18 protein-coding genes and 1 riboswitch are annotated in these 25,148 nt (G+C 71.5%); of the genes, 6 read left to right on the top strand and 12 right to left on the bottom strand.

Going from position 1 to position 25,148, the window contains the following annotated elements; genetic code table 11:
* Positions 1-82: 82 nt before the first annotated feature.
* The 6 genes from ACFFQA_RS34795 to ACFFQA_RS34770 all read right to left on the bottom strand — a co-directional run bounded on the left by ACFFQA_RS34795 (position 83) and on the right by ACFFQA_RS34770 (position 6,523).
* Positions 83-1,540, bottom strand: a complete 1,458-nt coding sequence (locus ACFFQA_RS34795; protein ID WP_377861600.1) for an acyl-CoA carboxylase subunit beta — start codon at positions 1,538-1,540, stop codon at positions 83-85.
* A gap of 166 nt (positions 1,541-1,706) precedes the next feature.
* Complete coding sequence (locus ACFFQA_RS34790) at positions 1,707-2,933, bottom strand: beta-ketoacyl-[acyl-carrier-protein] synthase family protein (RefSeq protein ID WP_377861597.1); 1,227 nt, start codon at positions 2,931-2,933, stop codon at positions 1,707-1,709.
* Positions 2,930-3,172 carry an acyl carrier protein gene (locus ACFFQA_RS34785; protein WP_377861594.1) on the bottom strand — a complete coding sequence of 81 codons (243 nt, stop codon included), beginning with the start codon at positions 3,170-3,172 and terminating at the stop codon, positions 2,930-2,932. The genes ACFFQA_RS34790 and ACFFQA_RS34785 overlap by 4 nt, the downstream gene beginning before the upstream one ends.
* Positions 3,173-3,240: 68 nt before the next feature.
* Positions 3,241-4,227, bottom strand: coding sequence for a beta-ketoacyl-ACP synthase III (locus tag ACFFQA_RS34780; RefSeq protein WP_377861592.1), 987 nt, complete (start codon positions 4,225-4,227; stop codon positions 3,241-3,243).
* On the bottom strand, positions 4,224-5,153 hold the full coding sequence (locus tag ACFFQA_RS34775; RefSeq protein WP_377861589.1) for an ACP S-malonyltransferase: 930 nt from the start codon (positions 5,151-5,153) through the stop codon (positions 4,224-4,226). The genes ACFFQA_RS34780 and ACFFQA_RS34775 overlap by 4 nt, the downstream gene beginning before the upstream one ends.
* Positions 5,154-5,356: 203 nt before the next feature.
* Positions 5,357-6,523 carry a PucR family transcriptional regulator gene (locus ACFFQA_RS34770; protein WP_377861587.1) on the bottom strand — a complete coding sequence of 389 codons (1,167 nt, stop codon included), beginning with the start codon at positions 6,521-6,523 and terminating at the stop codon, positions 5,357-5,359.
* A gap of 290 nt (positions 6,524-6,813) precedes the next feature.
* Here ACFFQA_RS34770 and ACFFQA_RS34765 point away from each other — a divergent pair, with 290 nt between their 5' ends.
* Positions 6,814-7,599 (top strand): mechanosensitive ion channel family protein, encoded by a 786-nt coding sequence (locus ACFFQA_RS34765; RefSeq protein ID WP_377861584.1) that lies wholly within the window; start codon positions 6,814-6,816, stop codon positions 7,597-7,599.
* Here ACFFQA_RS34765 and ACFFQA_RS34760 read toward each other — a convergent pair.
* The 5 genes from ACFFQA_RS34760 to ACFFQA_RS34740 form a co-directional block, all read right to left on the bottom strand.
* Positions 7,596-8,822: a phytase gene (locus ACFFQA_RS34760; protein WP_377861581.1), complete on the bottom strand. Its 1,227-nt coding sequence runs from the start codon at positions 8,820-8,822 to the stop codon at positions 7,596-7,598. The genes ACFFQA_RS34765 and ACFFQA_RS34760 overlap by 4 nt on opposite strands.
* 72 nt (positions 8,823-8,894) lie before the next feature.
* Positions 8,895-9,911 (bottom strand): alpha-ketoacid dehydrogenase subunit beta, encoded by a 1,017-nt coding sequence (locus ACFFQA_RS34755; protein ID WP_377861578.1) that lies wholly within the window; start codon positions 9,909-9,911, stop codon positions 8,895-8,897.
* On the bottom strand, positions 9,911-10,945 hold the full coding sequence (locus ACFFQA_RS34750) for a thiamine pyrophosphate-dependent enzyme (RefSeq protein WP_377861575.1): 1,035 nt from the start codon (positions 10,943-10,945) through the stop codon (positions 9,911-9,913). The genes ACFFQA_RS34755 and ACFFQA_RS34750 overlap by 1 nt, the downstream gene beginning before the upstream one ends.
* Before the next feature lie 263 nt (positions 10,946-11,208).
* A complete protein-coding gene (locus ACFFQA_RS34745) occupies positions 11,209-12,147 on the bottom strand; it encodes an anti-sigma factor RsbA family regulatory protein (protein ID WP_377861573.1) in 939 nt (312 codons plus the stop codon).
* Positions 12,144-13,016, bottom strand: a complete 873-nt coding sequence (locus ACFFQA_RS34740; RefSeq protein ID WP_377861570.1) for an MEDS domain-containing protein — start codon at positions 13,014-13,016, stop codon at positions 12,144-12,146. Before ACFFQA_RS34740 ends, ACFFQA_RS34745 begins: the two co-directional genes overlap by 4 nt.
* 478 nt (positions 13,017-13,494) lie before the next feature.
* On the opposite strand from ACFFQA_RS34740, the gene ACFFQA_RS34735 reads away from it, so the two are divergent.
* From ACFFQA_RS34735 to aceB, 5 genes are all read left to right on the top strand, one after another.
* Positions 13,495-15,726 carry an ATP-binding protein gene (locus tag ACFFQA_RS34735; RefSeq protein WP_377861567.1) on the top strand — a complete coding sequence of 744 codons (2,232 nt, stop codon included), beginning with the start codon at positions 13,495-13,497 and terminating at the stop codon, positions 15,724-15,726.
* A 125-nt stretch (positions 15,727-15,851) separates the two neighbouring features.
* Positions 15,852-18,110, top strand: coding sequence for a LuxR C-terminal-related transcriptional regulator (locus ACFFQA_RS34730; RefSeq protein ID WP_377861565.1), 2,259 nt, complete (start codon positions 15,852-15,854; stop codon positions 18,108-18,110).
* 46 nt (positions 18,111-18,156) lie between these two features.
* A riboswitch (FMN riboswitch) is annotated at positions 18,157-18,307 on the top strand.
* 81 nt (positions 18,308-18,388) lie between these two features.
* Entirely contained in the window at positions 18,389-19,024 is a 636-nt protein-coding gene (locus ACFFQA_RS34725) for a nicotinamide mononucleotide transporter family protein (RefSeq protein ID WP_377861562.1), read from the top strand.
* A gap of 47 nt (positions 19,025-19,071) precedes the next feature.
* Positions 19,072-20,370 (top strand): M14 family metallopeptidase, encoded by a 1,299-nt coding sequence (locus ACFFQA_RS34720; protein WP_377861559.1) that lies wholly within the window; start codon positions 19,072-19,074, stop codon positions 20,368-20,370.
* Between the two features lie 69 nt (positions 20,371-20,439).
* A complete protein-coding gene (gene aceB / locus ACFFQA_RS34715; protein ID WP_377861557.1) occupies positions 20,440-22,035 on the top strand; it encodes a malate synthase A in 1,596 nt (531 codons plus the stop codon).
* A gap of 115 nt (positions 22,036-22,150) precedes the next feature.
* Here the strand turns inward: aceB and aceE are convergent, their stop codons facing one another.
* Positions 22,151-24,922: a pyruvate dehydrogenase (acetyl-transferring), homodimeric type gene (aceE, locus tag ACFFQA_RS34710; RefSeq protein ID WP_377862320.1), complete on the bottom strand. Its 2,772-nt coding sequence runs from the start codon at positions 24,920-24,922 to the stop codon at positions 22,151-22,153.
* Positions 24,923-25,148 lie beyond the last annotated feature (226 nt).

The raw sequence follows: 25,148 nt of genomic DNA, 5'->3' as shown, positions 1-25,148 counted from the left end.
CCATTCGCCGACTCATGGCGGTTTTGGGACGGCGTGTCGCGTCCACAAGTCGGCGAATGGCCTCGAAGAGGGGGCGGGTGGGTCAGAGCGGGATGTTGCCGTGGGCGCCCCGGCCCGCCGGGGCCGCCGCGAGGGCCTCGGCGAGGCGGCGGCGGGTGTGCTTGGGCTCGATGACCTCGTCCACCACACCGATGGCCAGTGCGCGGTTCACCCCACCCGCCACGCGCTCGTGCTCCTCGGCGAGCTGGGCGTGCAGGGCCTCGCGCTCCTCCTCCGGGGCCGCCGCCAGCTTGCGGCGGTGCAGGATGCCGACCGCCGCCTTCGCGCCCATGACCGCGACCTCCGCGGTCGGCCATGCGAAGACGTTGGTGGCGCCGAGGGAACGGGAGTTCATCGCGATGTAGGCGCCGCCGTAGGCCTTGCGGGTCACCAGGGTGACGCGCGGGACCACGGCCTCGGCGAAGGCGTGCAGCAGCTTCGCGCCCCGGCGGACCACGCCCTCCCACTCCTGGCCGACACCGGGCAGGTAGCCGGGCACGTCCACCAGGACCAGCAGCGGGATGCCGAAGGCGTCGCAGAGCCGGACGAAGCGGGAAGCCTTCTCCGCGCTCGTGGAGTCCAGGCAGCCGCCCATGCGCAGCGGGTTGTTCGCGATCACGCCGACCGTGCGGCCACCGAGGCGGCCGAGGCCGACCGTCATGTTGGCCGCCCACTTGGCCTGCAGCTCCTCGAAGCTGCTGACCGGCTTCTTGCCCTCTTCCTCGGCGGGTGTGCTGTCCAGCAGCTCCTTGATCAGCGGGTGCACGTCGTAGGCGCGCTGCGGCTGGTCCGGCAGGGTCGCGGCCAGATCGCGGTCCTCGCGCACCGAGGCCAGGTCGAACAGTCCGGGACGGGCGAACAGGCCGGTGATGCGGCGGGCGCGCTCGTAGGCGTCCGCCTCGTCCTTGGCGACCACGTGCACGACGCCGGACTTCTTGCCGTGCGCCTCGACACCGCCGAGCGCCTCCATGTCGATCTGCTCACCGGTGACCGAGCGGACCACGTCCGGACCGGTGACGAACACCCGGCCCTCCTTGGACATGATCACCACGTCGGTCAGCGCGGGGCCGTACGCGGCGCCGCCGGCCGCCGGGCCGACGACGACGGAGATCTGCGGGACGCGGCCGGAGGCGCGCACCATCGCGGCGAACATCTGCCCGACACCGTCGAGCGCCTCGACGCCGTCGGCGAGCCGGGCGCCGCCGCAGTGCCAGACGCCGATCACCGGGCAGCGCTCGCGCACCGCGGTGTCGATGGCCTCGACGACGAGCCGACAGCCCTCGGAGCCCATCGCCCCGCCCATCAGCGAGCCGTCGGTGCAGTAGGCGATGACCTTCGCGCCGTCGACGCGCCCGCGCACCGCGTGGACGCCGCTGGTGTCGCGGGGGCGCAGCGGCTCCGTCGACCCGGCGTCCATCAGCTGCGCGAGCCGGACCTCCGGATCCCTGAGGTCGTCGGCCGCCCCGTCCGACGTGGTGGGCCTGGCGTCAACAACGGTCATCGTGGACTCCTCGCTCGGGTGGCCGGAGTGAGCGGGGGCAGGGAGGAGTTTCTTCCCCGCACTCCTCGGGTGGTGGGCCGCGACGACCCGGCGGGCGGGTACGCCCACCGGGTACGCCCCAGGCCCTGGGTGGGAGGTCCGTGTTCACGGCCCGCCCACACGGGACCTAGACCCTGGTGAATGCCAGCGCGACGTTGTGCCCGCCGAACCCGAAGGAGTCGTTGACCGCCGCTTCCAGCTTGACGTCACGGGCCGCGCCCGAGACGACGTCCAGCTGCACGCGGGGGTCGAGGTTCTCCAGGTTCAAGGTGGGCGGGACAACGCCGTGGTGCAGTGCGAGCACGGTCGCCATGGACTCCACCGCGCCCGAACCGCCGAGCAGGTGGCCCAGCGCGGACTTCGGAGCGGTGATGACCGGGTGCGTCCCGACCGAGCTCTGGATGGCGATCGCCTCCGCGACGTCCCCGACCGGGGTCGAGGTGGCGTGCGCGTTGACGTGACCGATGTCGGTGGGCGAGAGCCCGCCGGTGGTCAGCGCCTTGCTGATCGCCCGCGCCGCGCCCGTGCCCTCGGGGTCGGGTGCGGTGATGTGGTGCGCGTCGGCACTGGTTCCCGCGCCTGCGAGCTTGGCGTACACGCGGGCGCCTCGGGCCTTCGCGTACTCCTCGCGCTCCAGCACCATGATCCCGGCGCCCTCGCCGAGGACGAAGCCGTCCCGCTGCGCGTCGAAGGGCCGGGAGGCGCGCTCCGGCTCGTCGTTGCGCGTGCTCATCGCCCGCATCTGGCTGAACCCGGCCACCGGGAGGCTGGTGATGCACGCCTCCGCGCCACCGGCGACGACGACGTCGACCTCGCCCGCGCGCAGCATGCGCCACGCCCAGGCCATGGCCTCCGCGCCGGAGGCGCAGGCCGAGACGGGCGCGTGCACGCCGCCTCGGGAGCCGAGGTCCAGCCCGACCCAGGCCGCCGGGCCGTTGGGCATCAGCATCGGCACCGTGAGCGGCGAGACCTTGCGCTTGCCGTACTCCTCCAGCAGGTCGTCCTGGTGCAGGATCGTCAGCGCGCCGCCGATCCCGGTGCCGACCACGACGGCGAGCCGCTCGGGGTCGACCTCGGGACGACCGGCGTCGGCCCAGGCCTCGCGGGCGGCGACCATCGCCACCTGCTCACAGCGGTCGAGACGCCGCGCCTCGACGCGGGGCAGGACCTCGGTCGGCTCGACCGCGAGGTGCGCGGCGATGCGCACGTCGAGCTCGAACCGCTCGGCCCACTCGCCCCGCATCGGGGACACGCCGCTGCGGCCGGCGACGAGTCCGTCCCATGTGGACTTCGCGTCACCGCCGAGCGGGGTCGTCGCCCCGATGCCGGTGACGACCACGTCAGTGAGACTCATGCGTTCGAGGCGATGTACTTCACCGCGTCGCCGACGGTCTTCAGGTTGACCAGCTCGTCGTCCGGGATCTTCACGCCGAACTTGTCCTCGGCCTGGACCGCGACCTCGACCATGGACAGCGAGTCGATGTCCAGGTCGTCGACGAAGGACTTCTCGAGCGCGACGTCGCCCTGGTCGACACCCGCGACCTCTTCGACGATCTCGGCAAGGCCGGACAGGATCTCTTCGTTGCTCGCCACGTGCGTGTTCCTCTCTTGACTTCCCACCGACCGGGAAGGCGGACCCGCGTTCCCGGAGTCTGTTGTTGTTACGGGCAGACCACGACCTGGCCCGCGGACACCAGCCCGGCGCCGAAGCCGACCAGCAGCAGCACGTCGCCGGAGGAGAGCTCCCCGGCCTTGCGCATGTGGTCGATGGCGATCGGGATGGAGGCGGCCGAGGTGTTCCCGCTGTGGACGATGTCCTTGGCGACCAGCATGTCCTCGCGCGCGCCCTTGCCGCGCAGGCTGCGCGCGATCGACTCGACGATGCGCAGGTTCGCCTGGTGCGGGATCAGCGCGTCGATGTCGGAGAGCTTCAGGCCCGCCCGCTCGACGGCGCGCTCCGCGGTCGGCCACACCTCGGTGGTCGCCCAGCGGAAGACCGACTGGCCCTCCTGGTAGAGGAAGTTCTGCTCGGTCACGCCGATCGTGCTGGACAGGTCACCGCGGCTGGTCCAGGACACCGGCCCGATCCGCGGCTCGTCGCACGGACCGACCACCGTGGCGCCCGCGCCGTCGGCGAAGATGATCGAGGTCGACCGGTCCTGCCAGTCCACCCAGTTGGAGAAGCGCTCCGCGCCGATCACCAGCACGTAGCGCGCGGTGCCGGAGCGGACCATGTCCGACGCGGTGGCCAGCGCGTAGCAGAAGCCGGCGCACGCGGCGTTGATGTCGAAGGCGCCCGCGCCGGAGATGCCGAGGCTGTCGGCGACCCTGGCGGCCACGTTCGGGATCGGCACCGGCATGGTGCAGGTCGCGACGAGCACGGTGTCCACTTCGGACGGATCGACACCGGCGTCGGCGAGCGCGGCGCGCCCGGCCTCGGTCGCCAGCACCGGAAGCGTCTGCTCCTCGGTGGCCAGCCTGCGCTCGGCGATGCCGACGCGGCTGCGGATCCACTCGTCGGAGGTGTCGACGACCTTGGCCATGTCGTCGTTGGTCACCACGCGGTCGCCCTGTGCGGAGCCGAAGCCCAGCAGCCTGCTCCCGCCAGCACCGGCGGAGAGCTGGATGAGCGGTCGGGACTCGGTCACGCGGCACCAACGATCAGCTCGGCGGCCTTGTCCAGGTCCGCGGGGGTCTTCAGTGGGAGGCGGTCGACCTGCGGCAGCTCGCGCTTGACCAGGTTGACCAGGGTGCCCGCCGGGGGCAGCTCGATCACGGCGGTGACGCCGCGCTCGGCGAGGGTGGCCATGCAGGAGTCCCAGCGCACCGGCAGGGTCACCTGGGCGACCAGCCTGCGCAGGGCCTCGTCGCCGTCGGAGACCACCGCGCCCTCGGCGTTGGACAGCAGCGGGCGCACCGGGTCGACCGGGGTGATGGTGGTGACGCGTCTGCCGAGGGCTTCCTCCGCTGGCGCCATGAAGCGGGTGTGGAACGCGCCAGCCACGGCCAGCGACCGGATCCGCGCGGAGGCGGGCGGCTGCGCGGTCAGCTTCTCCAGCATGGCCACCGAGCCGGCGGCGACGACCTGGCCCTTGGCGTTGCGGTTGGCCGGGTCCAGGCCCAGCTCCGCGAGTCTGTTCAGCACCTCGGCCTCGTCCCCGCCGAGCACCGCGCTCATGCCGGTCGGCTCCAGCGCGCACGCCGCGGCCATCTCCGCGCCGCGCACCGCGGCCAGCTCGACGGCCTCGTCGGCGGTGAGCACGCCGCTCACGGCGGCGGCGGCGAGCTCACCGACCGAGTGGCCGGCCACCGGAACGTCGGTGGGAACCTCGACCCGGCGGGCCAACTCCTCGAACACCAGCAGCGACAGCGCCACCACCAGGGGCTGCGTCACCGAGGTGTCCTTGATCTCGTCCGCGCTCGCGGTGGTGCCCAGGCGCAGCAGGTCCAGCTTCGCCAGCTCGGACCAGTGCTCCAGGCGCGCGGTCGCGCCGTCCAACTCAAGCCATGGCGAGAGCATGCCGGGCGACTGGGAGCCCTGTCCTGGGGCGAGGAGCGCGATCACGGTGCTCACTGAACACGGTCACCAGCCCCGGCCGGGATGCCGGTGCTGACGAAGTACCGCAGCCGATTCTGTGGGGTGTCTACAAAGCTCGCGGTGAGGTGCGCGTTTGCGCACGCCACGGCGGGCCGGAACCGGGTCATTAACCCAGGGTTAACCCCTAGGGGTTGTGCAAGCTGCGTCACAGTCGTTGTCGGGACCGCACCAAAGCCGCCTCACCAGTGACCTCGGGCACGGGCCAGCCTGCCGACCGCGAGCGACATCCGCAGCACGAGGCCGTCGCGCGGGTCCGACGCGGTGTAGCCGGTCAGCTCGGTGACCCGGCGCAGCCGGTAGCGCACGGTGTTGGGGTGCACGAACAGTCGTTTGGCGCAGCTCTCCAGCACGCCGCCCACCTCAAGGTAGGCCTCGACCGTCTCCAGCAGCGAGCCGCCGACCTCCACCAGCGGGCGCACCACCTTCTCGATCATCTGCCGCTCCGCCTCCGGGTCCCCTGCCAGCGCCCGCTCGGGCAGCAGGTCGGTGGAGCGCACCGGGCGCGGCGCGTCCGGCCAGGCCACGACCGCGCGCAGACCGGAGAGCGCGTCGGCGGCGCTGCGGTAGGCGTCGGCCAGCGCGGCCACGGTCGGTCCCGCGACGACCGGGCCCTTGTCGAAGGCGTCGGCCATCCTGGTCAGGACCTCCTGGCCGGTGGGGCTGTCCACCGGTCCGGCGAGCACCACCACGAGGCGGGAGCCCTGCACGCCCAGCAGCACCGGGCGCCCTATCCGCGCCGCGCGGCTGCGCACCTCGTAGACCACGGTGGGCGGGTCGTCGGAGGGGGACGCGCCGACCAGCACGGTGGCCTCGGCCGCCGGGTCCCAGCCCAGCGCGGCGGCCCTGGACAGCAACGACTCCTCCGCGTCGCCGCGGACGATGCCGTCGACCATCAGCGCCTCCAGCCGGGCGTCCCACGCGCCGCGCGCCTCGGCGGCGGCGGCGTAGGAGGTGGCCGCGGCGAAGGCGATCTCCCTGCCGTAGCGCAGCACCGCCTCGGTCAGCAGCGCCCGCTCGGCCTCGTCCGCGGCGAGCACGGGCAGCTCCCGCTCCAGGATGTTGATGGCTATCCGCACCAGCTCCACGGTCTGGCGCAGGCTCACCCAGCGGGAGAAGTCCTTCGGCGCGGCGCGGAAGGCGTCCGCGGTCAGCCGGATCACCTGGGTCGGGTCGCGCAGCCACTCCACGAAGTTCGCCGCGCCCGTCTGGATCACCAGCAGCACGCTGGCCCGCTGGTCGGCGGGCAGCCTGCGGAACCAGGGCAGCAGCTGGTCCATCTCGCCGATGCTGGAGGTCGCCAGCCCGCCGGACGCGCGTTCGAGCGTGCGCAGGGTGGAAACGGACATTCCACCAAGGGGAACGTCGTCGGCGGAGGCGGTCATGACCTCAGAATCGCACGTTCGCGGGGCGGGCGTGCCGGGACGGCCCCGATACGCCGAGACCGCCCGGCGGATGCGCCGGGCGGTCTCGGGGTCCCCGGTCCCCACCGGTACGTCCACTCTGGACGGTCGGCGGCGATCGGGCCAGCCGTCTGACCCGATCGGGCTAAAGTCCTCGTCCCCCGGTTTGCCGGGCACGGCAGCCGGAGCACCACCTGTGGCACAGGGCACTACCGCCACGATCCCCTGGAGGAGCCATGGGAGCCGAACTGCGCCGGGGACTCGCCGACGCGTGGTCCATGATCGCCACCTTCCTGCCCAAGCTGCTGGGCTTCCTGCTGGTGCTGCTGGTCGGCTGGCTGATCGCCAAGGGACTGTCCAAAGTGGTCTCGCTGGTGCTCGCCCGCGCGGGCTTCGGCAGGCTCGTCGAGAAGGCCGGGCTCGGGCACCTGCTCGCCCGCTCGAACGTCGACGTCGGCGACCTGATCGTCAAGCTCGTCTACTACTTCGTGCTGCTGATCGCGCTGCAGCTGGCGTTCGGCGCGTTCGGGCCCGGCAACTCGGTCAGCCTGCTGCTCAACGACGTGATCGCGTACCTGCCGAGGATCGTGGTGGCCATCGTGCTGGTGCTGGTGGCGGCGGCGATCGCGCGGGTGCTGCGCGACCTGCTCGCGTCGGCGCTCGGGCCGCGCCCGTTCACCAAGCCGCTGACCTCGCTCGCGTACGTGTTCGTGCTGGCGCTGGGCGTGATCGCCGCACTCAACCAGCTGGGCATCGCGACCACGGTGACCCTGCCGGTGCTGGTCACCGTGCTGGCCACGGTGGGCGGCATCCTCGTCGTCGGTGTCGGTGGCGGCCTGGTCCGCCCGATGCAGCAGCGGTGGGAGGGCTGGCTGGACCGGCTCCAGACGGAGGCGGGCACGCCGAGGACCGCCACCGCCGTGCAGGACATGCCCACGCCCGCCGCGGGGACCCCGATGCCCGGAACCATGCCTCCGGGCACTCCGCCCTCCCACGGCGACGAGCGGCCTCCGACCAGCTAGCGCAGGGCGCGGCGGACGTCGTCCCACCGGATGAGCGCGAATCCCGTTGTGGGAAGCGGATTTCCGGCCGGGTCGTTGACCCGGGGGCGACGTTCGCCGTCGTGCGCGACGAGGAGCCCGTTGGGGAACTTCGGGCCGAGCGCGGCCGTCGTGACCGCCGCGCCGTCGCAGTGCTCCACCGAGTCGTTGCCGTTGCCCGCCTTGACCGCGAAGGTGCCGAGCACGCGGTTCGCGCCGGTGCGCTCGTAGACGACGAAGGTCGAGTCGCCCTGGCTGGAGGCGATCAGCCTGCCGTCGCCGGAGAGGGCCAGGCCCTCCGCGTCCGCGCTGAGGTGGCGGCCGCCGAAGCCCGGATCCGGGCCGCTGGGCGCGCACTCCCCGGTCTCCGGGTCGTAGCTGGCGGGCACGCCGAACCCGCGCACCCGGTCGATCAGTTCGGGTTTGCCGAAGCCGTTGTCGCGCAACGGGACTCGCCAGATCCCCACGTCCTCCTGGGCGGCGAAGAGCACCTGGTTGGCTGAGTCGAGCGCCATGCCCTCGACCTGGGGGCGCTCGCCCGGTTCGCCGCAGGGGCTCCACCGGGTGCCGTCCGGCAGGGCGAAGGTGCTCGGGAGCGCGATCGTCGCGATGTGCTCCGCCGTCACGCCTTCCTTGCCGCGCGGGCGAAGCAGGGCGATCTCGGTCTCGTGCCGCCTGCTGACGGCCAGGACGGGGGCACCGGAGCGGTCCCGGCCGAAGGCCAGGCCGTAGGCCGTGCGCTGCTCGCCGAGGGCCGCGCCGGGGAACACGCGAGCGGCCCCGGCGCCCGTCACCTCGCGCAGGACGTCGTCGCCCGCCGCCGCGCCGCGGGGGTCGATCCGGTAGAAGCGGACGCGGTCCAGGCCCCGGTCGCTGACGGCGGCGAGGTCGCCGAGCACGTCGACGTTGTTGAAGCGCCCGTGCTTCGGCGCGGCCAGGTGCCGCAGGAGCGCGCCGTCGAGGTCGAACGCCGCCAGCCCACCCTCCTTCAGGGTGCCGAGCACCACGCCGGCCCCGGGGTCGCTCGGGTGCACCCAGATCGCGGGGTCGTCGGCGTCGGCGTCCGCCGGGGTGCCGGAGGGGTCGTCGACGAACGCGGGTGTCTGTGCGACGGGCACGACGGCGGGCCGGGCCGACGCGGGCACGGGCAGGGCGATGACCTGGCAGAGCGTGGCCGACAGGGCGAACATGAGTCGGAGTCGCATTCGGTCGAGTCTGCTCGGTTCGCGGCGGCCGGCGGGCGAACGCCCGCCGAACAGCCGGAGAGCTTGGGGTGATCACGTGCCAGGCGCGTGCACCTCGTGCGCCGGGCAGGACGGGACGTCGTGCACCTGGCGCAGCGCGCAGAGGACGCGGTCCACGCTCGGCAGGTGGTACTTCTCCAGGTTCGGTGCCGGGGACGGGACGTCCCACCCGGCCACCCGCAGCACGGGGGCCTTCAGCTTGCCGAAACAGCGTTCCGCCACGCGGGCCGCGACCTCGGCGCCCATGCCGTGGAAGCCGTGCGACTCGTGCACGATCACCGCGCGGCCGGTGCGCGCGACGCTCTCGACGACCGTCGCGTCGTCGAAGGGCACGAGCGTCCGGAGGTCGATGACCTCGACGTCCCAGCCCTCCTCGCCCTCGGCCGCGTCCGCGGCGGCCACGGCGATGGGCACCGCGGAGCCGCACGCGATCAGCGTCGCGGAGCTGCCCGCCCGGCGGATGACGGCCCTGCCCAACGGCTGGGTCCGCACCGGGAGGCCGACGTCCTCGGTCAGCCAGTACATCCGCTCCGGTTCCAGGAACACCACCGGGTCCGGCGAGTCGATCGCCTCCCGCAGCAGCGAGTACGCGTCGGCGACCGTCGCGGGCGCCACGGTGTGCAGCCCCGGGATGTGCGTCCAGCAGGCCAGCGAGGAGATGTCGTGCCTCGGGCCCTCGCCGACCCCGCCGCCGTAGGGGATGCGGAGCACGATCGGGAGGCCGACCTGGCCGCGGGTGCAGGTCCGCATCATCGCCAGCTCGACGATCGTCTGGTCGAACGTCGGGTGCGCCCGCGCTCCCGACGTCAGCTCGATCACCGGCCGGTAGCCGTACATGGCCATGCCGACCGCGGTGGCCAGGTTCTCCACCTCGGAGGTGCGGCTGGTGAAGCAGCGCCACCTGCCGAACTCGGTCACCAGTCCGTTGGTGACGTGGAAGGCGCCGTCGAGGTGGTCGTTCTCCCCACCGAACAGCACGACGCGTTCGCTCTTGCGCATCGCGTCGTGCAGCGCGGCGCTCAGCGCCTGCGCCATCGTCGTCGCGGTCATCAGAGCTTCCCCGACGGTCCCAGCTCCGTTCGCAGCAGGGCCTGCTGCTCGCGGAGCTGTGGGGTCGGCTCGGCGTAGACGTGGTCGAACAGCTCGGCGGGGTCGGGGCGCGGTTCGGTGGTCAGGCGGTCGCGGAGGTCGGCGACGGCGGCTTCCGCCTCGGCATCGACCCGGCGCACCACGGCGTCGTCGAGCACCCCGAACTCCCGCAGCTCGGCCTCCAGCAGCGCGACTGGGTCGCTCTCCCGCTCCTCGACCTCCACCTGGTCGCCGCCGTTGCCCGCTCCGGCGCGGGTGACCACCCGGTACGGAAGGGCCTCGAGGAGCACCGGGCCGTCCTCGGTGCGCGCCCGGTCCAGGGCCGCGGTCACGGCGGCGAACACGCCGAGCACGTCGGTGCTGTCGACGAAGGAGGCCGAGTCGCGGCGCTCGGCCAGGTCGTGCGGGAAGCTCATCGTGTGCACGTCGGGCTCGCCCGTCGACTCGACCATGAACGGGCTGTGCCGCACGAAGGTGTGCTGGACCAGCAGCACGACCGGGGCCTCCCAGCTGGTGGCGAGGGCGCACGCCTCGGCGAAGTCGCGCTCGCCGACCGCGTCGCCGCGGACGAACACCAGCGCCGCGACGTCGTCGTTGGCCAGCCGCGCGGCGCTCACCAGCCCGACCGCACGGGCGATCTGGGTCGCGGCCGGCACGCACTGGGGGGCGACGCGGTGGGTGTCCGGGGCGTAGCCGCAGTGCCAGTCGCCCCAGGGCAGGGCGAGCGCCTCCAGCGGGTCGACACCGCGCGTGACCAGCGCGATGTAGTCGTGGTGCGTCGGGAACAGCCAGTCGGACGGCGCCAGCGCCAGTACCGCGCCGACCTGGCAGGCGATCCGCGCCAGGTTCGCCGGGGTCGCCGCGGGCCTGCTGATCCCAGCGAGCTCCGCCGCCTGGCGTTCGAGCCGGTGACCGATGACCATCCAGCGGTAGGCGTCAAGCAGCACGTCAGGCTCTGGCCGGGGCTGTCGGTCCACGGAATGCAGCAGGCTCATCGGATATCCATTCTCTGAACGCCGGTTCGGGCCATGGCGCCACGAAGGACTCGTGGCGTCGGAGGCGACCGTGAAGCGGCATACCGATGACCTGCTCTCGCGGTTGCCCGCCCGCCACCGGGTAGGCGTCGTTTCCTGTCGGTCTAGTACTCAGGAGCGCGTATCCGTGGGGTCGATTATCCGAGCGGGACACGTGGTCGCGAACCGTGAGATCTACGTATTCGCATACCTACGTACCGGTGTGCGCACTGCTCCCGCTCCGGTCAGATGATGGGAAAGTGCAGGCGGACGGTCATTCCGGGGTCTCCGGGGCGGATCTCCACCAGCTCGCAGACCTGGCGGACGAACCACAGCCCGTCACCGGGTCGCTCGCGCAGCGACGGTGGTGCGTAGCCGAGGACCGGGTCGACGACCCGCACGTCCGGGGCGGTGATGGCGAAGACGACTTTCCCCTCGCTCGACCACATCCGGACGACGAGCCGCCTGCTTCCCTGCTCCGCCACGTGGGTGGCCGCCTCGACCGCCGCCGCCACGAACAGCATGACCCGATCCCCGGTGAGCCCGTGCCGCATCGCCTGGAACGTGGCGAAACGGCGCACGCTCGACAGGTCGCCGGTGAACGGCAGCACCGCGGCGTCCGGTGGCGGGCCGGGCAGCGGGGTGACGGCGTCGCAGAGGCGGAAGAAGTCCGCCGGGGCGACGTACTCCGCGCAGCGCGAGGCGGTGTCCGGGCCGGTCGCGACCTCCGGGTGGGTCCGCCGCGCGTTGATGACGATCGCCGGGTCCAGCGCCCGGGCGTCGTAGGTGCACACCGCCCACGCGGGGGACGAGGCGAAGGCGATGTTGAGCGCCGACTCGTACCGCTGCCACTCGACGACCTGCTGGACCGTGCGCCGGGACCAGACCGGCTCGCCGACGATCCGGACGTGGCCGGGGTGCTCGCGCCACCGGGCGACGTAGCGGTTGTACGCGGACAGGGTGGCCAGGGGCGTGCCGTACCAGCTCTCGGCGTCGGCGAACTCCACCCCGCCCGCGTCGGCGCCGAGGGCGTTCTCGATCAGCTCCACGTTGGCGGGCGTGGTCACCGCCAGCACGGGGTCGCCGAGGCGGAGCCCGTCGCGGATGAACGGCAGCGTCGTCGCCAGGAACTCCTCCGCCGAGCGGTAGACGCACACCTGGTGCAGGAACTCTCGCTCGCTCATGGCGTCTCGCTCCCCTCCAGCAGACGCACGGTGGGGAGCTGGTCCCAGTCGTAGATCCGCAGGATGGCCTTGACGATCGGCCCCGGCGAGCTCAGCACGATCCGGCGGCCCTCCGGCAGGCCGTCCGCGGTCTGCACCAGCAGCCGGACGGCGGCCACGTCCGCGTAGTGCAGGTCGGCGAGGTCGAGGTGGAGGTCGTTGTCGTCCTGGATGCTGGACTCCAGCGCCGCGGACAGCTCCGCGAGGTTGGACCTGTTGATCTCCCCGCTGAGGCGCAGCCCCGTCCGCCCCCGCAGCTTGTCCGTGCGCAGCAGGGGCTGGTGCCGCCCGGCCTGCTCGGCGGTCAGCGCGATCGGATGGGCCTGCCGCAGCTCGCCCAGCCTGCGGTCGGGGACCAGCCGCTGGTCGTACTGGCAGGCCAGCGTCAGCCTCGCCAGCTCACCGCTGACGAGCAGCTCGGTGAGCCGCTCCTCGTGTTCGAGCAGGCGGGCCCAGCCGAGGGAGTCGCCAGGAGCGCACGTCCTCGGCATGCTGACCCGCAGGCCGGTGTACCCGGCTCGCGCCGCCGTGCCGGACTCCTGGAGCAGCAGCTCCACCAGGTGCTCGTCGTCGAGCTTCCCGTTCGTCGTGGAGAACCCGTTCGCGGGCCGCACGGCCACCTGACCACGGGCGACCAGCAGCTCGACCTCATCGACCACGCCGCGCAGCCACGTGTGGATCACGTCCACCGACGTGTCACAGGAGAAGAAGACGACCTTTTCCCCGCGCTCCAACGCGACGAGGAGGTTGATCGCCAGCAGGGTGCGGCACTCGTCCTCGTCGCGGTAGGAAAGGCACAGGTGGTTGACCGCAGTCCAGGGCCTGCCCATCGCAGCCCCCTCGTCGTGGATGACCGAACGCAGCCTACTCCTGTTCGCGCGCAAGGAATCCGGGTAAGGGGTTTCCTGTTCGTGCCGACGGGGTGTGCGGTGCTCAGCGACCCCCTGTCTGTCCATAGTGGATGATTGGGAGGTGTGCGCGGACGTGCGGTGATACGACCGTCGAGCGGTACGCCGGGCGCCCGCGCATGCGCCGATCGGTGTGCCTTTTCCTTGTTTCCCAAGGTTCCTCCTTGAGGTCCTGTGGGGTGACGGACGCCTCAGGATCGCAGGTGGCGGCCGGTGCGAGCAGGGGACAAGCGGCTGGTTCCTTTGCGGGAACGGCATTTCGTTCGCGTTGACCGGCCGTGAGCGGCGCCCATAGGGTACGCGCGTGCCCGGTGTCGCCGCAGTGCGTCGCAGAGGAAACCTTCCCGTCGACACAACGAGTTTCGTCGGCCGCCGTCGTGATGTCGTTGCGGTCAAACGTTTGCTGTCCGAAACCCGGCTGGTGACGCTGACCGGTGTCGGGGGAGTCGGCAAGACGCGGCTGGCGTTGCGGACCGCCGGAGTGCTGCGTCGCGCCTTCGACGACGGGGTGTGGCTGGTCGAGCTCGCGGACCTGCGGGATCCCGCGCTGGTGGCGCACACGGTTCTGGAGTCGCTCGGTGTGCGCGACCACACCGGGCGTTGCCGGACGGACGTGCTCGCCGAGCACCTGCGGGACCAGCAGGCGCTGCTGGTGCTGGACAACTGCGAGCACCTCGTGGACGCCTGCGCGGAGCTGGTGGAGGTCCTGCTGTCGGCCGCGCCGGGGTTGCGTCTGCTCGCGACCAGCAGGGAGCGGCTGGGTGTCGGCGGCGAGCACCTCTGGCAGGTCGCCCCGCTGGCACTGCCCGACGCGCGGCTGCCGTTGCCCGACGGCGACCTCGCGCGGTACCCGGCGCTGGTGCTGTTCGCCGATCGCGCGGCCGCTGTGGTCCCGGACTTCGAGGTGACCGCCGCGAACCAGGAGCAGGTGGTGCGGGTGTGCCGGCTGCTGGACGGCATCCCGCTGGCGATCGAGCTGGCGGCGGTGCGACTGCGCGCGCTGCCGCTGGAACACCTGCTCGCCGCGCTGGACGACTGTTATCGCTTGCGAGTGGCGGACAAGCGCGTGGGACGGCACCAGACGCTGCGCGCCGCCGTCGAGTGGAGCTTCGCGCTGTGCACGCCTGCGGAGCAGACTCTGTGGGCCCGGGTGTCGGTGTTCGCCGGTGGCTTCGACCTGTGCTCGGCCGAGCGGGTCTGCTGCGGCAGCGGTCTGGCCGCAGGGGCGGTCCTGGACCTGTTGCTCGGACTGGTCGAGAAGTCGGTGCTGATCCGTGAGGTGCACGCCGGATGGTCGCGGTTCCGGTTGCTGGAGCCGCTTCGGCAGTACGGCCAGGACAAGCTGCGCGAGATCGGGGAGGAGTCCTCGCTGCGCGGCCTGCACCGGGACCACTACCTCGAACTGGCCGAACGCGATGAGCGGGAGTGGTTCGGGCCACACCAGAACGAGATCTTCGCGCGTACCCGGCTCGACCACGCGAACATCCGCGCCGCGCTGGACTTCTGCCTGGTCGAGCAGGGGGAGGGGCGCACCGGTCTGCGGCTCGCCGGAGCGCTCTGGTTCTACTGGGCGGGCTGCGGCGGCTTGAAAGAGGGCCGCTACTGGCTGGACCGGGTCCTCGGACACGCCCCCGTCCCGAGCCCGGAACGGGCGAAGGCGCTGTGGGTCAACGGGTACGTCGCCACCGTGCAGGGTGAGATCGCCGCCGCGACCGCCATGCTGGAGGAATGCCGTGGCTACGCCGAACAGGTGGGTGACGACACGGCCCTGGCGTACTCCATCCACCGGCTGGGGTGCAACGCCCTGGTCGGCGACGACCTGCGCACCGCCACCGCGTTGTTCGAGGAGGCGCAGGCGCGGTACCGCGGCCTCGGCGAGCTCAACAGCAACGTGCTGCTGGCCGGGATCGAGATGGCCATCGTGGCGGTGTTCCTGGGGGACCTCGACCGGGCGACCGCGTTGTGCGAGGAGGTGAGCGCCATCAGCCTGGAGCACGGCGAGCGGTGGTCCTACGCCTTCGTGGTCTACGTGCAGGCCCTGGTGGCGTGGAACCTCGGCGAGCTCGACCGGGCTACCGCGTGCGGAAAGGAATCCCTGCGAATAAAGAGAAATTTCAACGACCTCTTGGGAATCGCGCTGGCCGTCGAGGTGCTCGCGTGGATTGATACGACCCGGTCCGCCTCGGAACGCGCGGCCGTTCTTTTCGGCGCGGCCAGGCAGATCTGGCGCTCGGTCGGCTTCCCGATGTTCGGGTCGCGGTATTTCGGTGCCCCGCACCGGCAGTGCGAGTCCCTGGCCCGCAAGGAACTCGGTGACCATGAGTTCGAGCTGGCATTCCGGCGCGGTGCCGAGCTCAACCTCGACGAGACGATCTCCTACGCCCTGGAGGAGCAGTACGAGCCCACCCCGCTCGGTGCGGGCGAACGCAAGGCCGACCAGTGGACGCCCCTGACCCAACGGGAGAGACAGGTCGCCAGACTGATCGCGGACGGCTTGTCGGACAAGGAGATCGCCGTGAAGCTGGTGATAGGGCGGCGCACCGCGGAAGGTCACGCCGGACACATCCTGCAGAAACTGGGATTCAGCTCTCGATCCCAGATCGCCGTCTGGGTCGCAACGCAACGGCGATGAGTCATCTCCGTGTTTCGCCCTCTTGGCAGGCGCGTAGGTTCCAGGGCATGGTGCCGCGTTGCCGGAACGGAAATCTGCTCGCCGAGGTGAGCAGCTTTGTCGGGCGCCGGCACGAAGTGTCCGAGGTGAAACGACTGCTCTCCGCCACGCGGCTGGTGACATTGATCGGAACCGGCGGGGTCGGCAAGACCCGGTTGGCCACCCGAGTCGCCATGGACGCGCGGCAGTCCTTCCGCGACGGGGCGTGGCTGGTGGAGCTGGCCGCGCTGGAGGAGCCCGCGCTGCTGGCCCAGACCGTCGCCGACACGCTGCGGATCAGCGACCACACGGCGCGGTCACCGATGGCCGTGCTCACCGACTACCTGCGGGACAAGCAGATCCTGCTGGTGCTGGACAACTGCGAGCACCTGCTCGACGCCTGCTCGCGGCTGGCGGGCGAGCTGCTCGCCGTCTCCGCCGGGCTGCGCATCCTGGCCACCAGCAGGCAGGTCCTCGCCGTGCAGGGGGAGCACCTGCTGATCGTGCCCCCGTTGCCGACGCCCGCCCCGGACCACTCGCCCGCCGCCGCCGACATCGACCGGTACGACGCGGTGCGGCTGTTCGTGGAGCGCGCCGCGGCGGTGCTGCCGGAGTTCCGGGTCACCGACGACAACTCCGCGGTGCTGGCCGGGATCTGCCACCTGCTCGACGGCATCCCGCTGGCCATCGAGCTGGCCGCCCGGCGGCTGCAGGTGTTGTCCGAGAAGGAGATCCTGATCCGCCTCGGCGACCGCTTCAACCTGCTCAGCGGTGGCAGACGGGCCGCGCCGTCGCGGCACCAGACGTTGCAGGCGGCCATCGACTGGAGCTTCGACCTGTGCACGCCCGAGGAGCGGACGCTGTGGACCAGGTTGTCGGTGTTCACCGGCGGTTGTGACCTCGACGCGGCCGAAGCGGTGTGCGCGGGCAGGGGCATCGACCGGGAGGACGTGCTGAACCTGGTGGCCGGGCTGGTCGACAAGTCGCTGCTGGCCAAGGAGGAGCACGACGGCCGGTCGTACTTCCGGATGCTGCACACCATCCGCGACTACGGCCGGACCCGGCTGCCCGCATCGGAGGAGGCGATGATGCGGCGCAGGCACCGGGACTACTACCACCGGCTGGCCGTGCGCGCCGAAGCGGACTGGCTGGGCCCGCGTCAGCCCAGTTGGTGCGAGCGCCTGCGCGCCGAGCACGCCAACCTGCGCGTCGCGCTGGACTACTGCCTGGTGGAGCCGGGGGAGAAGCAGATCGGCCTTGCCATGGTGACCCTGCTGTGGAGCTACTGGGTCACCTACGGCTTCATCAGCGAGGGCCGCCGCTGGTTCGAGCTGCTGCTCGCGCTCGCCACCGAGCCCACCCCGCTGCGGGCGAAGGCGTTGTGGATCACCGGGTGGATCGAGCAGATCCGGGGCGACCACTTCGCGGCGCGGGTGGCGCTGGAGGAGTGCCACGCCCTGGCCGAACGGCTCGGCTACCAGTCGGCCCAGGCCTACGCCGTGCACTACACCGCGCACGCGGCGATGTCGGAGGGCGACCACGCTGCCGCCCTGGTGCTCTACGAGGACGCCCTCGCCCGCCATCGCGCGCTCAACGACGAGGTCGGCGTCATCACCCTGCTCTACAAGCTGGCGTTCTGCTACTGCCTTCGCGGCGACGCCAGGCACGGGGACGTCGACCACGCCATCGCCCTGTGCGTGGAGTGCCTGCGCCGCAGCGAGGCGTGCGGGGAGATCTGGTGCCGGACCTACGCGCTGTTCGTCTACGGCCTCGGCCTGTGGAAGCAGGGCAAACACCGCGAGGCCGCCGAGATGGTGCGGCGCTGCGTCCGGTTGAAGCGCTCGCTCAACGACAGCCCGGGTGTCGGCCTGGCCCTGGAGCTGCTGGCCTGGATCGCCACGGCCGACGGCCACCACGAACGGGCCGCCCGCCTGATGGGCGCGGCCCAGCGCATCTGGCAGACGATCGGCGGTCCGCTCAACGGGATCGCGCAGCTGATCGCCTGCCACGACGAGGCCGAGGCGGCCGTGCGGGAAGCGCTCGGCGACGCGGCGTTCCACGCGGCGCTGGCGAAAGGCAGGGGGCTCAGCTTCGAGCGGGTGGTGACCTACGCCCTCGGCGACGACGCCGAAGGCGCACCGGCCGCGCCGTGCCGGGCGCGGGAGAGCACGCGGTCCGCCCTCAGCCGGCGGGAGCTGGAGGTCGCCGAGCTCGTCGCCCAGGGCATGTCCAACAAGGACATCGCGACGAAGCTGGTGATCTCGCAGCGGACGGCGGAGACGCACGTGCAGCACATCCTCACCAAGCTGGCCTTCAGCTCGCGGGCCAGGATCGCCGCCTGGATGGCCGAACAACGAACGCCGTGAACGGAATACGGTGGTGGGCCAGACTGTTGGGTGATCTGAAGAAGTCGTGCGCTTCCGGGGCTCGGTGAAAGTCCGAACCGGCGGTGACGAGGTCCCTCACCGGACCTCCCAGCCCGCGACCCGCTGGCCGCCAGTCAGCGGTTGACCTGGTGCGATTCCAGGGCCGACGGTGAAAGTCCGGATGGTAGGCAGCGCACGCGTGCGTAGACGGTTCGCGCTGCCCGCGACCCGTCTGCCGCGTTGTGCCGCCCCGGAGCGCCCCGGGAGAGGAGAACGCGGTGGACGTGCTGGTCACTCAGGGCCTCACGCTGTTCGGGCAGAAGATCTCCTACGCCGAGCTCGTCGGCCAGCTGTGCGCCCTCGCGGTGGTGTTCCTCGCCCAGCGGCGCACGCTGTGGACCTGGCCGGTGCAGGTCGGGGCGACCGTGCTGCTGTTCGCCGTCTACGTCTCGGCCGACCTCGGCGGCCTGGCGACCCGGCAGGTGGTCATCTTCGCGATCTCGCTCTACGGCTGGTGGGCGTGGTCGCACCGCCAGGACCCGGTGTACGGCGTGGTGGTGCGCAAGGCGACCGGCCGTGAGCGGCTCGCGCTGGTCGCCGCGATGGCGCTCGGCACGGCCGCGTTCGCGCTGCTCCTGGACGCGCTGAACGCGTCGTGGGCGCCGTGGCCGGACGCGTGGATCTTCATCGGCACCGTCGTCGCCTTCGCCGCGCAGGCGCGCGGGCTGGTCGAGTTCTGGCTGGTGTGGCTGGCCGTGGACGCCGTCGGCGTGCCGTTGCAGATCGCCTCGGGACTCTGGTTCTCCGCCGCTGTCTACGTGGTCTTCGCCGTCCTGGTGGTGCGCGGGCTGCTGGACTGGCTGCGCACCGCGGACCGGCACCGGGTCGGCGGCACCGCCCTGAACGGCTCCTGAACCGAAAGGTCCTTGACCGGCGGGAAGTTCGCCGTGAGAGTCCAACGGTGACTTCTCGCCGGATGGCAGTCCTGGCCGCGCTCGTCGTCGGCCTCGGCGCCTCACTCGCCTCCCCTGCGGCGGCTGCCGCCCAACCGCCCCGGACCCCGTTCGAGGCCTCCCACGGCGCCGCGTGGACCACCCTGCCCGAGGAAGCGGCCTTCCTCGACGAGGTCGCCAAGGGCTCGCGCCGCGTCAAGATCGACCGCATCGGCTCGACCGTCCAGGGCCGCCCGCTCCAGCTCGTGCAGATCGCCGAGCCGGGCCCTCGTCCCGCGCCGGTGGTCGCGGCGGGCTCGGTCGTGCTGTTCATCTGCTCGCAGCACGGCGATGAGCCCGCCGGTCGCGAAGGCTGCCTGAGCAAGATCCGCGACCTGGCCTTCTCCCGCGATGCCGACGTGGTGCGGATGCTGCGCACCACCACCGTGCTGTTCGTGCCGACCGCCAACCCCGACGGCCGGGTCGCCGACACCCGCGGCAACGCCAACGGTGTCGACATCAACCGCGACCACCTCGCGCTGGCCACCCCGGAGGCCCGCGCGACCGCGAAGGTCTTCAAGGACTACAAGCCCGACGTGGTCCACGACCTGCACGAGTACGGCACCACACCGCCGTACTACGACAAGGACGTGACGTGGTTGTGGCCGCGCAACCTCAACGTCGCCGACCGGGTCCACGACGAGTCCGAGAAGCTCTCGCGCGACTACGCCAGGGTGGCGGTGGAGAGCGCCGGTCACACCAGCGGTGTCTACGGGATCTGGACCGACCCGAACACCGGCGAGCCGATCAAGCAGACCGCCGGTGACGGCCAGGAACGCATCCTGCGCAACACCTCCGGGCTCAAGCACGCGGTCGGCATGCTGCTCGAATCGGCCGTCGATCCCAAGGACGCCGCGGAGAAGGCGGACCCGGCGCTCAACGCGCGCCGCCGGGTGAACGCGCACCTGGTCTCGGTGGACAGCACGCTGAAGATGGCGCGGGAGCGTCGGACGCAGATCGAGCTGGCCACGACGTTCAGCCGGAACCTGGAGCCGTTCAAGCGCGAGCCGATCTACTTCGGCGGTGCGGACAACCAGGCGCCCAAGCCCGACGAGGTCCTCACCCAGCCACCGTGCGGCTACCGGCTGACCGCGCAGCAGTTCCAGCAGGTCCGCGACAAGCTGGAGCTGCACGACGTGCACAGCTGGAGCGTCGGTGACGGCCGGTTCGTGCCGCTGGCGCAGCAGGCGCGGTCGCTGGTCCCGCTGCTGCTCGACGCCCGCGGCCAGTACCGGATCACCACCGCGGAACCCGTCAGCACCTGCTGATTTCCTTGTGCCGCAACGGTGGTCTGGTTGTGATTGTCGGCGCGGCCGATCGGGGCGCATGATGGCAACATGTCTGAAGTTCAGGTTTTGGGTGCCCAGGTCGACCGCTCCGACGAGGTCCTCACCCCGCAGGCGCTCGCCTTCGTCGCCGACCTGAACCGGCGCTTCCGGCCGACCCGCGACCGGCTGCTCGCCCAGCGCGCCGAGCGCCGCGCGGAGATCGGCCGGACGGGGCGGCTGGACTTCCCCCGGGAGACGGCGTCGCTGCGCGCGGCGGAGTGGACCGTGGCGCCCGCGCCCGCGGACCTGGTGGACCGCCGGGTGGAGATCACCGGGCCGACCGAGCGCAAGATGACCATCAACGCGCTGAACTCCGGCGCGCGGGTGTGGCTGGCCGACCTGGAGGACGCCAACACCCCGCACTGGGAGAACGTGGTCTCCGGCCAGGTCAACCTGATCGACGCGGTCCGCAGGAAGATCAGCTACACCGCGCAGGGCGGCAAGGAGTACCGGCTGCGCACCGACAACCGGCCGTTACCCGCGATCGTGGTCCGGCCGCGCGGCTGGCACCTCGACGAGCCGCACCTGCTCGTCGACGGGCGGCCGGCGGTCGGCGCGCTGGTGGACTTCGGGCTGTACCTCCTGCACAACGCGCACGAGCTGCTGCGGCGGGACAGCGGGCCGTACTTCTACCTGCCGAAGCTGGAGAACCACTTCGAGGCGCGGCTGTGGAACCAGGTCTTCACCTATGCCCAGGAGGCGCTGGGCATCGCGCACGGCACCATCCGCGCCACTGTGCTGATCGAGACGATCACCGCGGCGTTCGAGATGGAGGAGATCCTCTACGAGCTGCGGGAGCACGCCTCCGGCCTGAACGCGGGCCGGTGGGACTACCTGTTCAGCGTGATCAAGAACTTCCGGGACGCCGGTGAGCGGTTCGTGCTGCCCGACCGCGCCTCGGTGGGCATGACGGCCCCGTTCATGAGCGCGTACGCGGAGCTGCTGGTGGCGACCTGCCACCGCAGGGGCGCCCACGCGATCGGCGGCATGGCGGCGTTCATCCCCAACCGCCGCGACTCCGAGGTCACCTCGCGCGCACTGGCCAAGGTCCGCGAGGACAAGCAACGCGAGGCGAGCATGGGCTACGACGGCTCCTGGGTGGCCCACCCCGACCTGGTTCCGGTGTGCCGCGAGGTGTTCGACCCGGTGCTCGGCGAGGCCCCCAACCAGCTGACCCGCAGACCGGTGCTCCGCCCGGACGCCGCGCGGCTGCTGGACCTCGCATCGACCCCGGGCAGGGTCACCGAGGGCGGTGTCCGCACCAACCTGAGCGTGGGCGTGCGCTACGTGGCGTCCTGGCTCCGGGGCACGGGCGCGGCGGCCATCGACAACCTGATGGAGGACGCGGCAACGGCGGAGATCTCCCGCTCCCAGCTGTGGCAGTGGCTGCGCTACTCGGTCCGCATGACCGACGGCCGCCACGTGACCCCGGCGCTGATCCACGCACTGCTGGCGGAGCTCCGCGCATCCCTGCGCGCGGAGCTGGGCGAGGAGTCCTACGTCTCCCAGCGCTACGCGGAGGCGGAGGAGCTCTTCGCCCGCCTGGTCCTGGACCCCGAGTTCGCCGACTTCCTCACCATCCCCGCCCAATCCCTCATCCCCTGACCGCCATTCGCGGGCTTATGGACCCCTGAGCGCGCTCGGAAAGGTCCATAAGCCCGCGAATGGCCGGGGAGTGGGACAAGAGAGCGCCCGCGTGGGTGCGGGCGCTCTCCTGGGGTCAGGCTGAGCCGGGGTCCGAGGTCTGCGGACCGGCGGCGTGGACGTCGTCGATGCGGTACTTGCGCGCCGCCTCCACGACCTTCGACTGCTCGACCTCACCTCGTCTGGCCAGCGCGGCCAGGGTGGCCACCACGATCGACTCCGCGTCGACCAGGAAGTGCCGCCGCGCCGCGGGCCGGGTGTCGGAGAAGCCGAAGCCGTCCGTGCCCAGCGTGACCATCTCGCCGGGAACGTACGGCCGGATCAGGTCCGGGACCGCCCGCATCCAGTCCGACACGGCGACGACCGGACCGGCCGCGTCGGCCAGGGCGCGGGTCACGTGCGGCACCCTCGGCGGGACGTCCGGCTGGAGCAGGTTCTGCTTGTCGATCTCCACCGCCTCGCGGCGCAGCTCCGACCAGGAGGTCGCCGACCACACGTCGGCCTGCACGCCCCACTCCTCGGCGAGCAGCTCCTGGGCCTTGAGCGCCCACGGCATCGCCACACCCGAGGTGAGCACCTGGGCGCGCGGGCCGGAGCCGCCCGGGGCCGACCGGAACTTGTAGAGGCCCTTGAGCAGGCCCTCCACGTCGAGGTTCTCCGGCTCGGCCACCTGCACGTACGGCTCGTTGTAGATCGTCAGGTAGTACATCACCGCCTCGGAGTTCTCCCCGTACATCCGGCGGAGACCGTCCTTGACGATGTGCGCGACCTCGAACGACCACGCCGGGTCGTAGGCAACGACCGCGGGGTTGGTGTGCGCCAGCATGATCGAGTGGCCGTCGTTGTGCTGAAGGCCCTCACCGGTCAGCGTGGTGCGGCCGGCCGTGGCGCCGAGCACGAAACCGCGCGCCATCTGGTCGGCGGCGGCCCAGAACGCGTCACCGGTCCGCTGGAAGCCGAACATCGAGTAGAAGATGTAGACCGGGATCATCGGCTCGCCGTGCGTGGCGTAGGACGTGCCCGCCGCCGTGAACGACGCGACCGAACCGGCCTCGTTGATGCCCTCGTGCAGGATCTGGCCCTGCTCGCTCTCCTTGTAGGACAGCATCAGCTTGGCGTCGACCGAGGTGTAGAGCTGGCCGTTGGGGTTGTAGATCTTCTGCGTGGGGAACATCGAGTCCACGCCGAAGGTCCGCGCCTCGTCCGGGATGATCGGCACCAGGCGCGGGCCGATCTCCGGGTCCTTGGCCAGGTCCTTGAGCAGCCGGACGAACGCCATGGTGGTGGCGACCTCCTGCTTGCCCGACCCGCGCTTGAGCACGTCGTAGACCTTGTCGCCGGGCAGCACCAGCGGCGTGCTCTTGACCCGGCGCTCCGGCGAGTACCCGCCGAGCTGGCGCCGCCGCTCCTGCAGGTACTGGATCTCCGGCGCGTCGTCGCCGGGGTGGTAGTACGGCGGCAGGTACGGGTCGCGCTCCAGCTCCTCGTCGGTGATCGGGATGCGCTGGAGGTCGCGGAAGAGCTTGAGGTCGTTGAGCTTCTTCATCTGGTGCGTGGCGTTGCGCGCCTCGAACTGCGGGCCGAGCCCGTAGCCCTTGATCGTCTTCGCCAGGATCACCGTGGGCTGGCCGTTGCTCTCGGTGGCCGCCTTGTAGGCCGCGTAGACCTTGCGGTAGTCGTGGCCGCCGCGCTTGAGGTTCCAGATCTCCTCGTCGGTCAGCGGCTGCACCAGCTCCTTGGTCCGCGGGTCGCGGCCGAAGAAGTGCTCGCGCACGTAGGCGCCGTCGTTGGCCTTGTAGGTCTGGTAGTCACCGTCCGGCGTGGTGTTCATCAGGTTGACCAGCGCACCCTGCTTGTCGGCGTGCAGCAGGGCGTCCCACTCTCGGCCCCAGATCACCTTGATGACGTTCCAGCCCGCGCCGCGGAAGAACGACTCCAGCTCCTGGATGATCTTGCCGTTGCCGCGCACCGGGCCGTCGAGCCGCTGCAGGTTGCAGTTGACCACGAAGGTCAGGTTGTCCAGGCCCTCGGCCGCCGCCACGTGCACCAGGCCGCGCGACTCCGGCTCGTCCATCTCGCCGTCGCCGAGGAAGGCCCACACCCGCTGCTGCGAGGTGTCCTTGATGCCCCGGTTGTGCAGGTAGCGGTTGAACCGCGCCTGGTAGATGGCGTTCATCGGGCCGAGGCCCATGGACACCGTGGGGAACTCCCAGAAGTCCTGCATCAGCCGCGGGTGCGGGTACGACGGCAGGCCGTGGCCCGCGCCGCCGTGGGAGAACTCCTGCCGGAAGCCGTCGAGCTGCTCCGCGGACAGGCGGCCCTCCAGGAACGCCCTGGCGTAGATGCCCGGGGAGGCGTGGCCCTGGATGAAGATCTGGTCACCGCCACCCGGGTGATCCTTGCCACGGAAGAACCAGTTGAAGCCGACCTCGTAGAGCGCGGCCGACGAACCGTAGGTGGAGATGTGGCCGCCGACGCCGACCCCGGGCCGCTGCGCCCGGTGCACCATGATCGCGGCGTTCCACCGGATCCACGCCCGGTAGCGCCGCTCGGTCTCCTCGTCGCCGGGGAACCAGGGCTCGCGCTCGGTCGGGATGGTGTTGACGTAGTCGGTGCTGGTCAGCGACGGGATGCCGACGTGGCTCTCCCGAGCGCGTTCCAGCAGTCGCAGCATCAGGTACCGCGCACGCTGCTGACCTGCGCCTTCGAGGACTGAGTCGAAGGACTCAAGCCATTCGGCCGTCTCCTCAGGGTCGATGTCCGGGAGATGGGCGGCCAGTCCGTCACGGATGACTCGCACCCGCTCGGGGGCGCCTACGCCGGGGGCGCCGGTGTTGTGCGGGGCCAAGGGTTCTCCTCGCCTGCTGCTCGTGTCGGTCACTCGATCCAGGGTGGTTACCCACCCATCCTCCCCCACGCTCGCGTGTGCGCGCACGCGCGGGAGTGCTACTCGTCGGTAACTGTCAATCAACCGATCGAGGCATGCCTGTGCGCAACCGTTACGGCGTGTCCCGGTGTGGGCGGTTGCGGAACGGGGCATCTCCAGTGTTCGCTAACCGCGACCGATTTCACAT

The organism is Allokutzneria oryzae, assembly GCF_042429765.1.
Lineage (GTDB): Bacteria > Actinomycetota > Actinomycetes > Mycobacteriales > Pseudonocardiaceae > Allokutzneria > Allokutzneria oryzae.
Note: the sequence above shows the minus strand (reverse complement) of the source record. Positions and strands in the feature narration are given on the sequence as shown.

Excerpts from the sequence above, each read along its gene's own strand:
- ACFFQA_RS34795 (WP_377861600.1), bottom strand. The coding sequence starts at position 1,540 with ATGACCGTTGTTGACGCCAGGCCCACCACGTCGGACGGGGCGGCCGAC.
- ACFFQA_RS34790 (WP_377861597.1), bottom strand. The coding sequence starts at position 2,933 with ATGAGTCTCACTGACGTGGTCGTCACCGGCATCGGGGCGACGACCCCG.
- ACFFQA_RS34770 (WP_377861587.1), bottom strand. The coding sequence starts at position 6,523 with ATGTCCGTTTCCACCCTGCGCACGCTCGAACGCGCGTCCGGCGGGCTG.
- ACFFQA_RS34765 (WP_377861584.1), top strand. The coding sequence starts at position 6,814 with ATGGGAGCCGAACTGCGCCGGGGACTCGCCGACGCGTGGTCCATGATC.
- ACFFQA_RS34760 (WP_377861581.1), bottom strand. The coding sequence starts at position 8,822 with ATGCGACTCCGACTCATGTTCGCCCTGTCGGCCACGCTCTGCCAGGTC.
- ACFFQA_RS34755 (WP_377861578.1), bottom strand. The coding sequence starts at position 9,911 with ATGACCGCGACGACGATGGCGCAGGCGCTGAGCGCCGCGCTGCACGAC.
- ACFFQA_RS34750 (WP_377861575.1), bottom strand. The coding sequence starts at position 10,945 with ATGAGCCTGCTGCATTCCGTGGACCGACAGCCCCGGCCAGAGCCTGAC.
- ACFFQA_RS34745 (WP_377861573.1), bottom strand. The coding sequence starts at position 12,147 with ATGAGCGAGCGAGAGTTCCTGCACCAGGTGTGCGTCTACCGCTCGGCG.
- ACFFQA_RS34740 (WP_377861570.1), bottom strand. The coding sequence starts at position 13,016 with ATGGGCAGGCCCTGGACTGCGGTCAACCACCTGTGCCTTTCCTACCGC.
- aceB (WP_377861557.1), top strand. The coding sequence starts at position 20,440 with ATGTCTGAAGTTCAGGTTTTGGGTGCCCAGGTCGACCGCTCCGACGAG.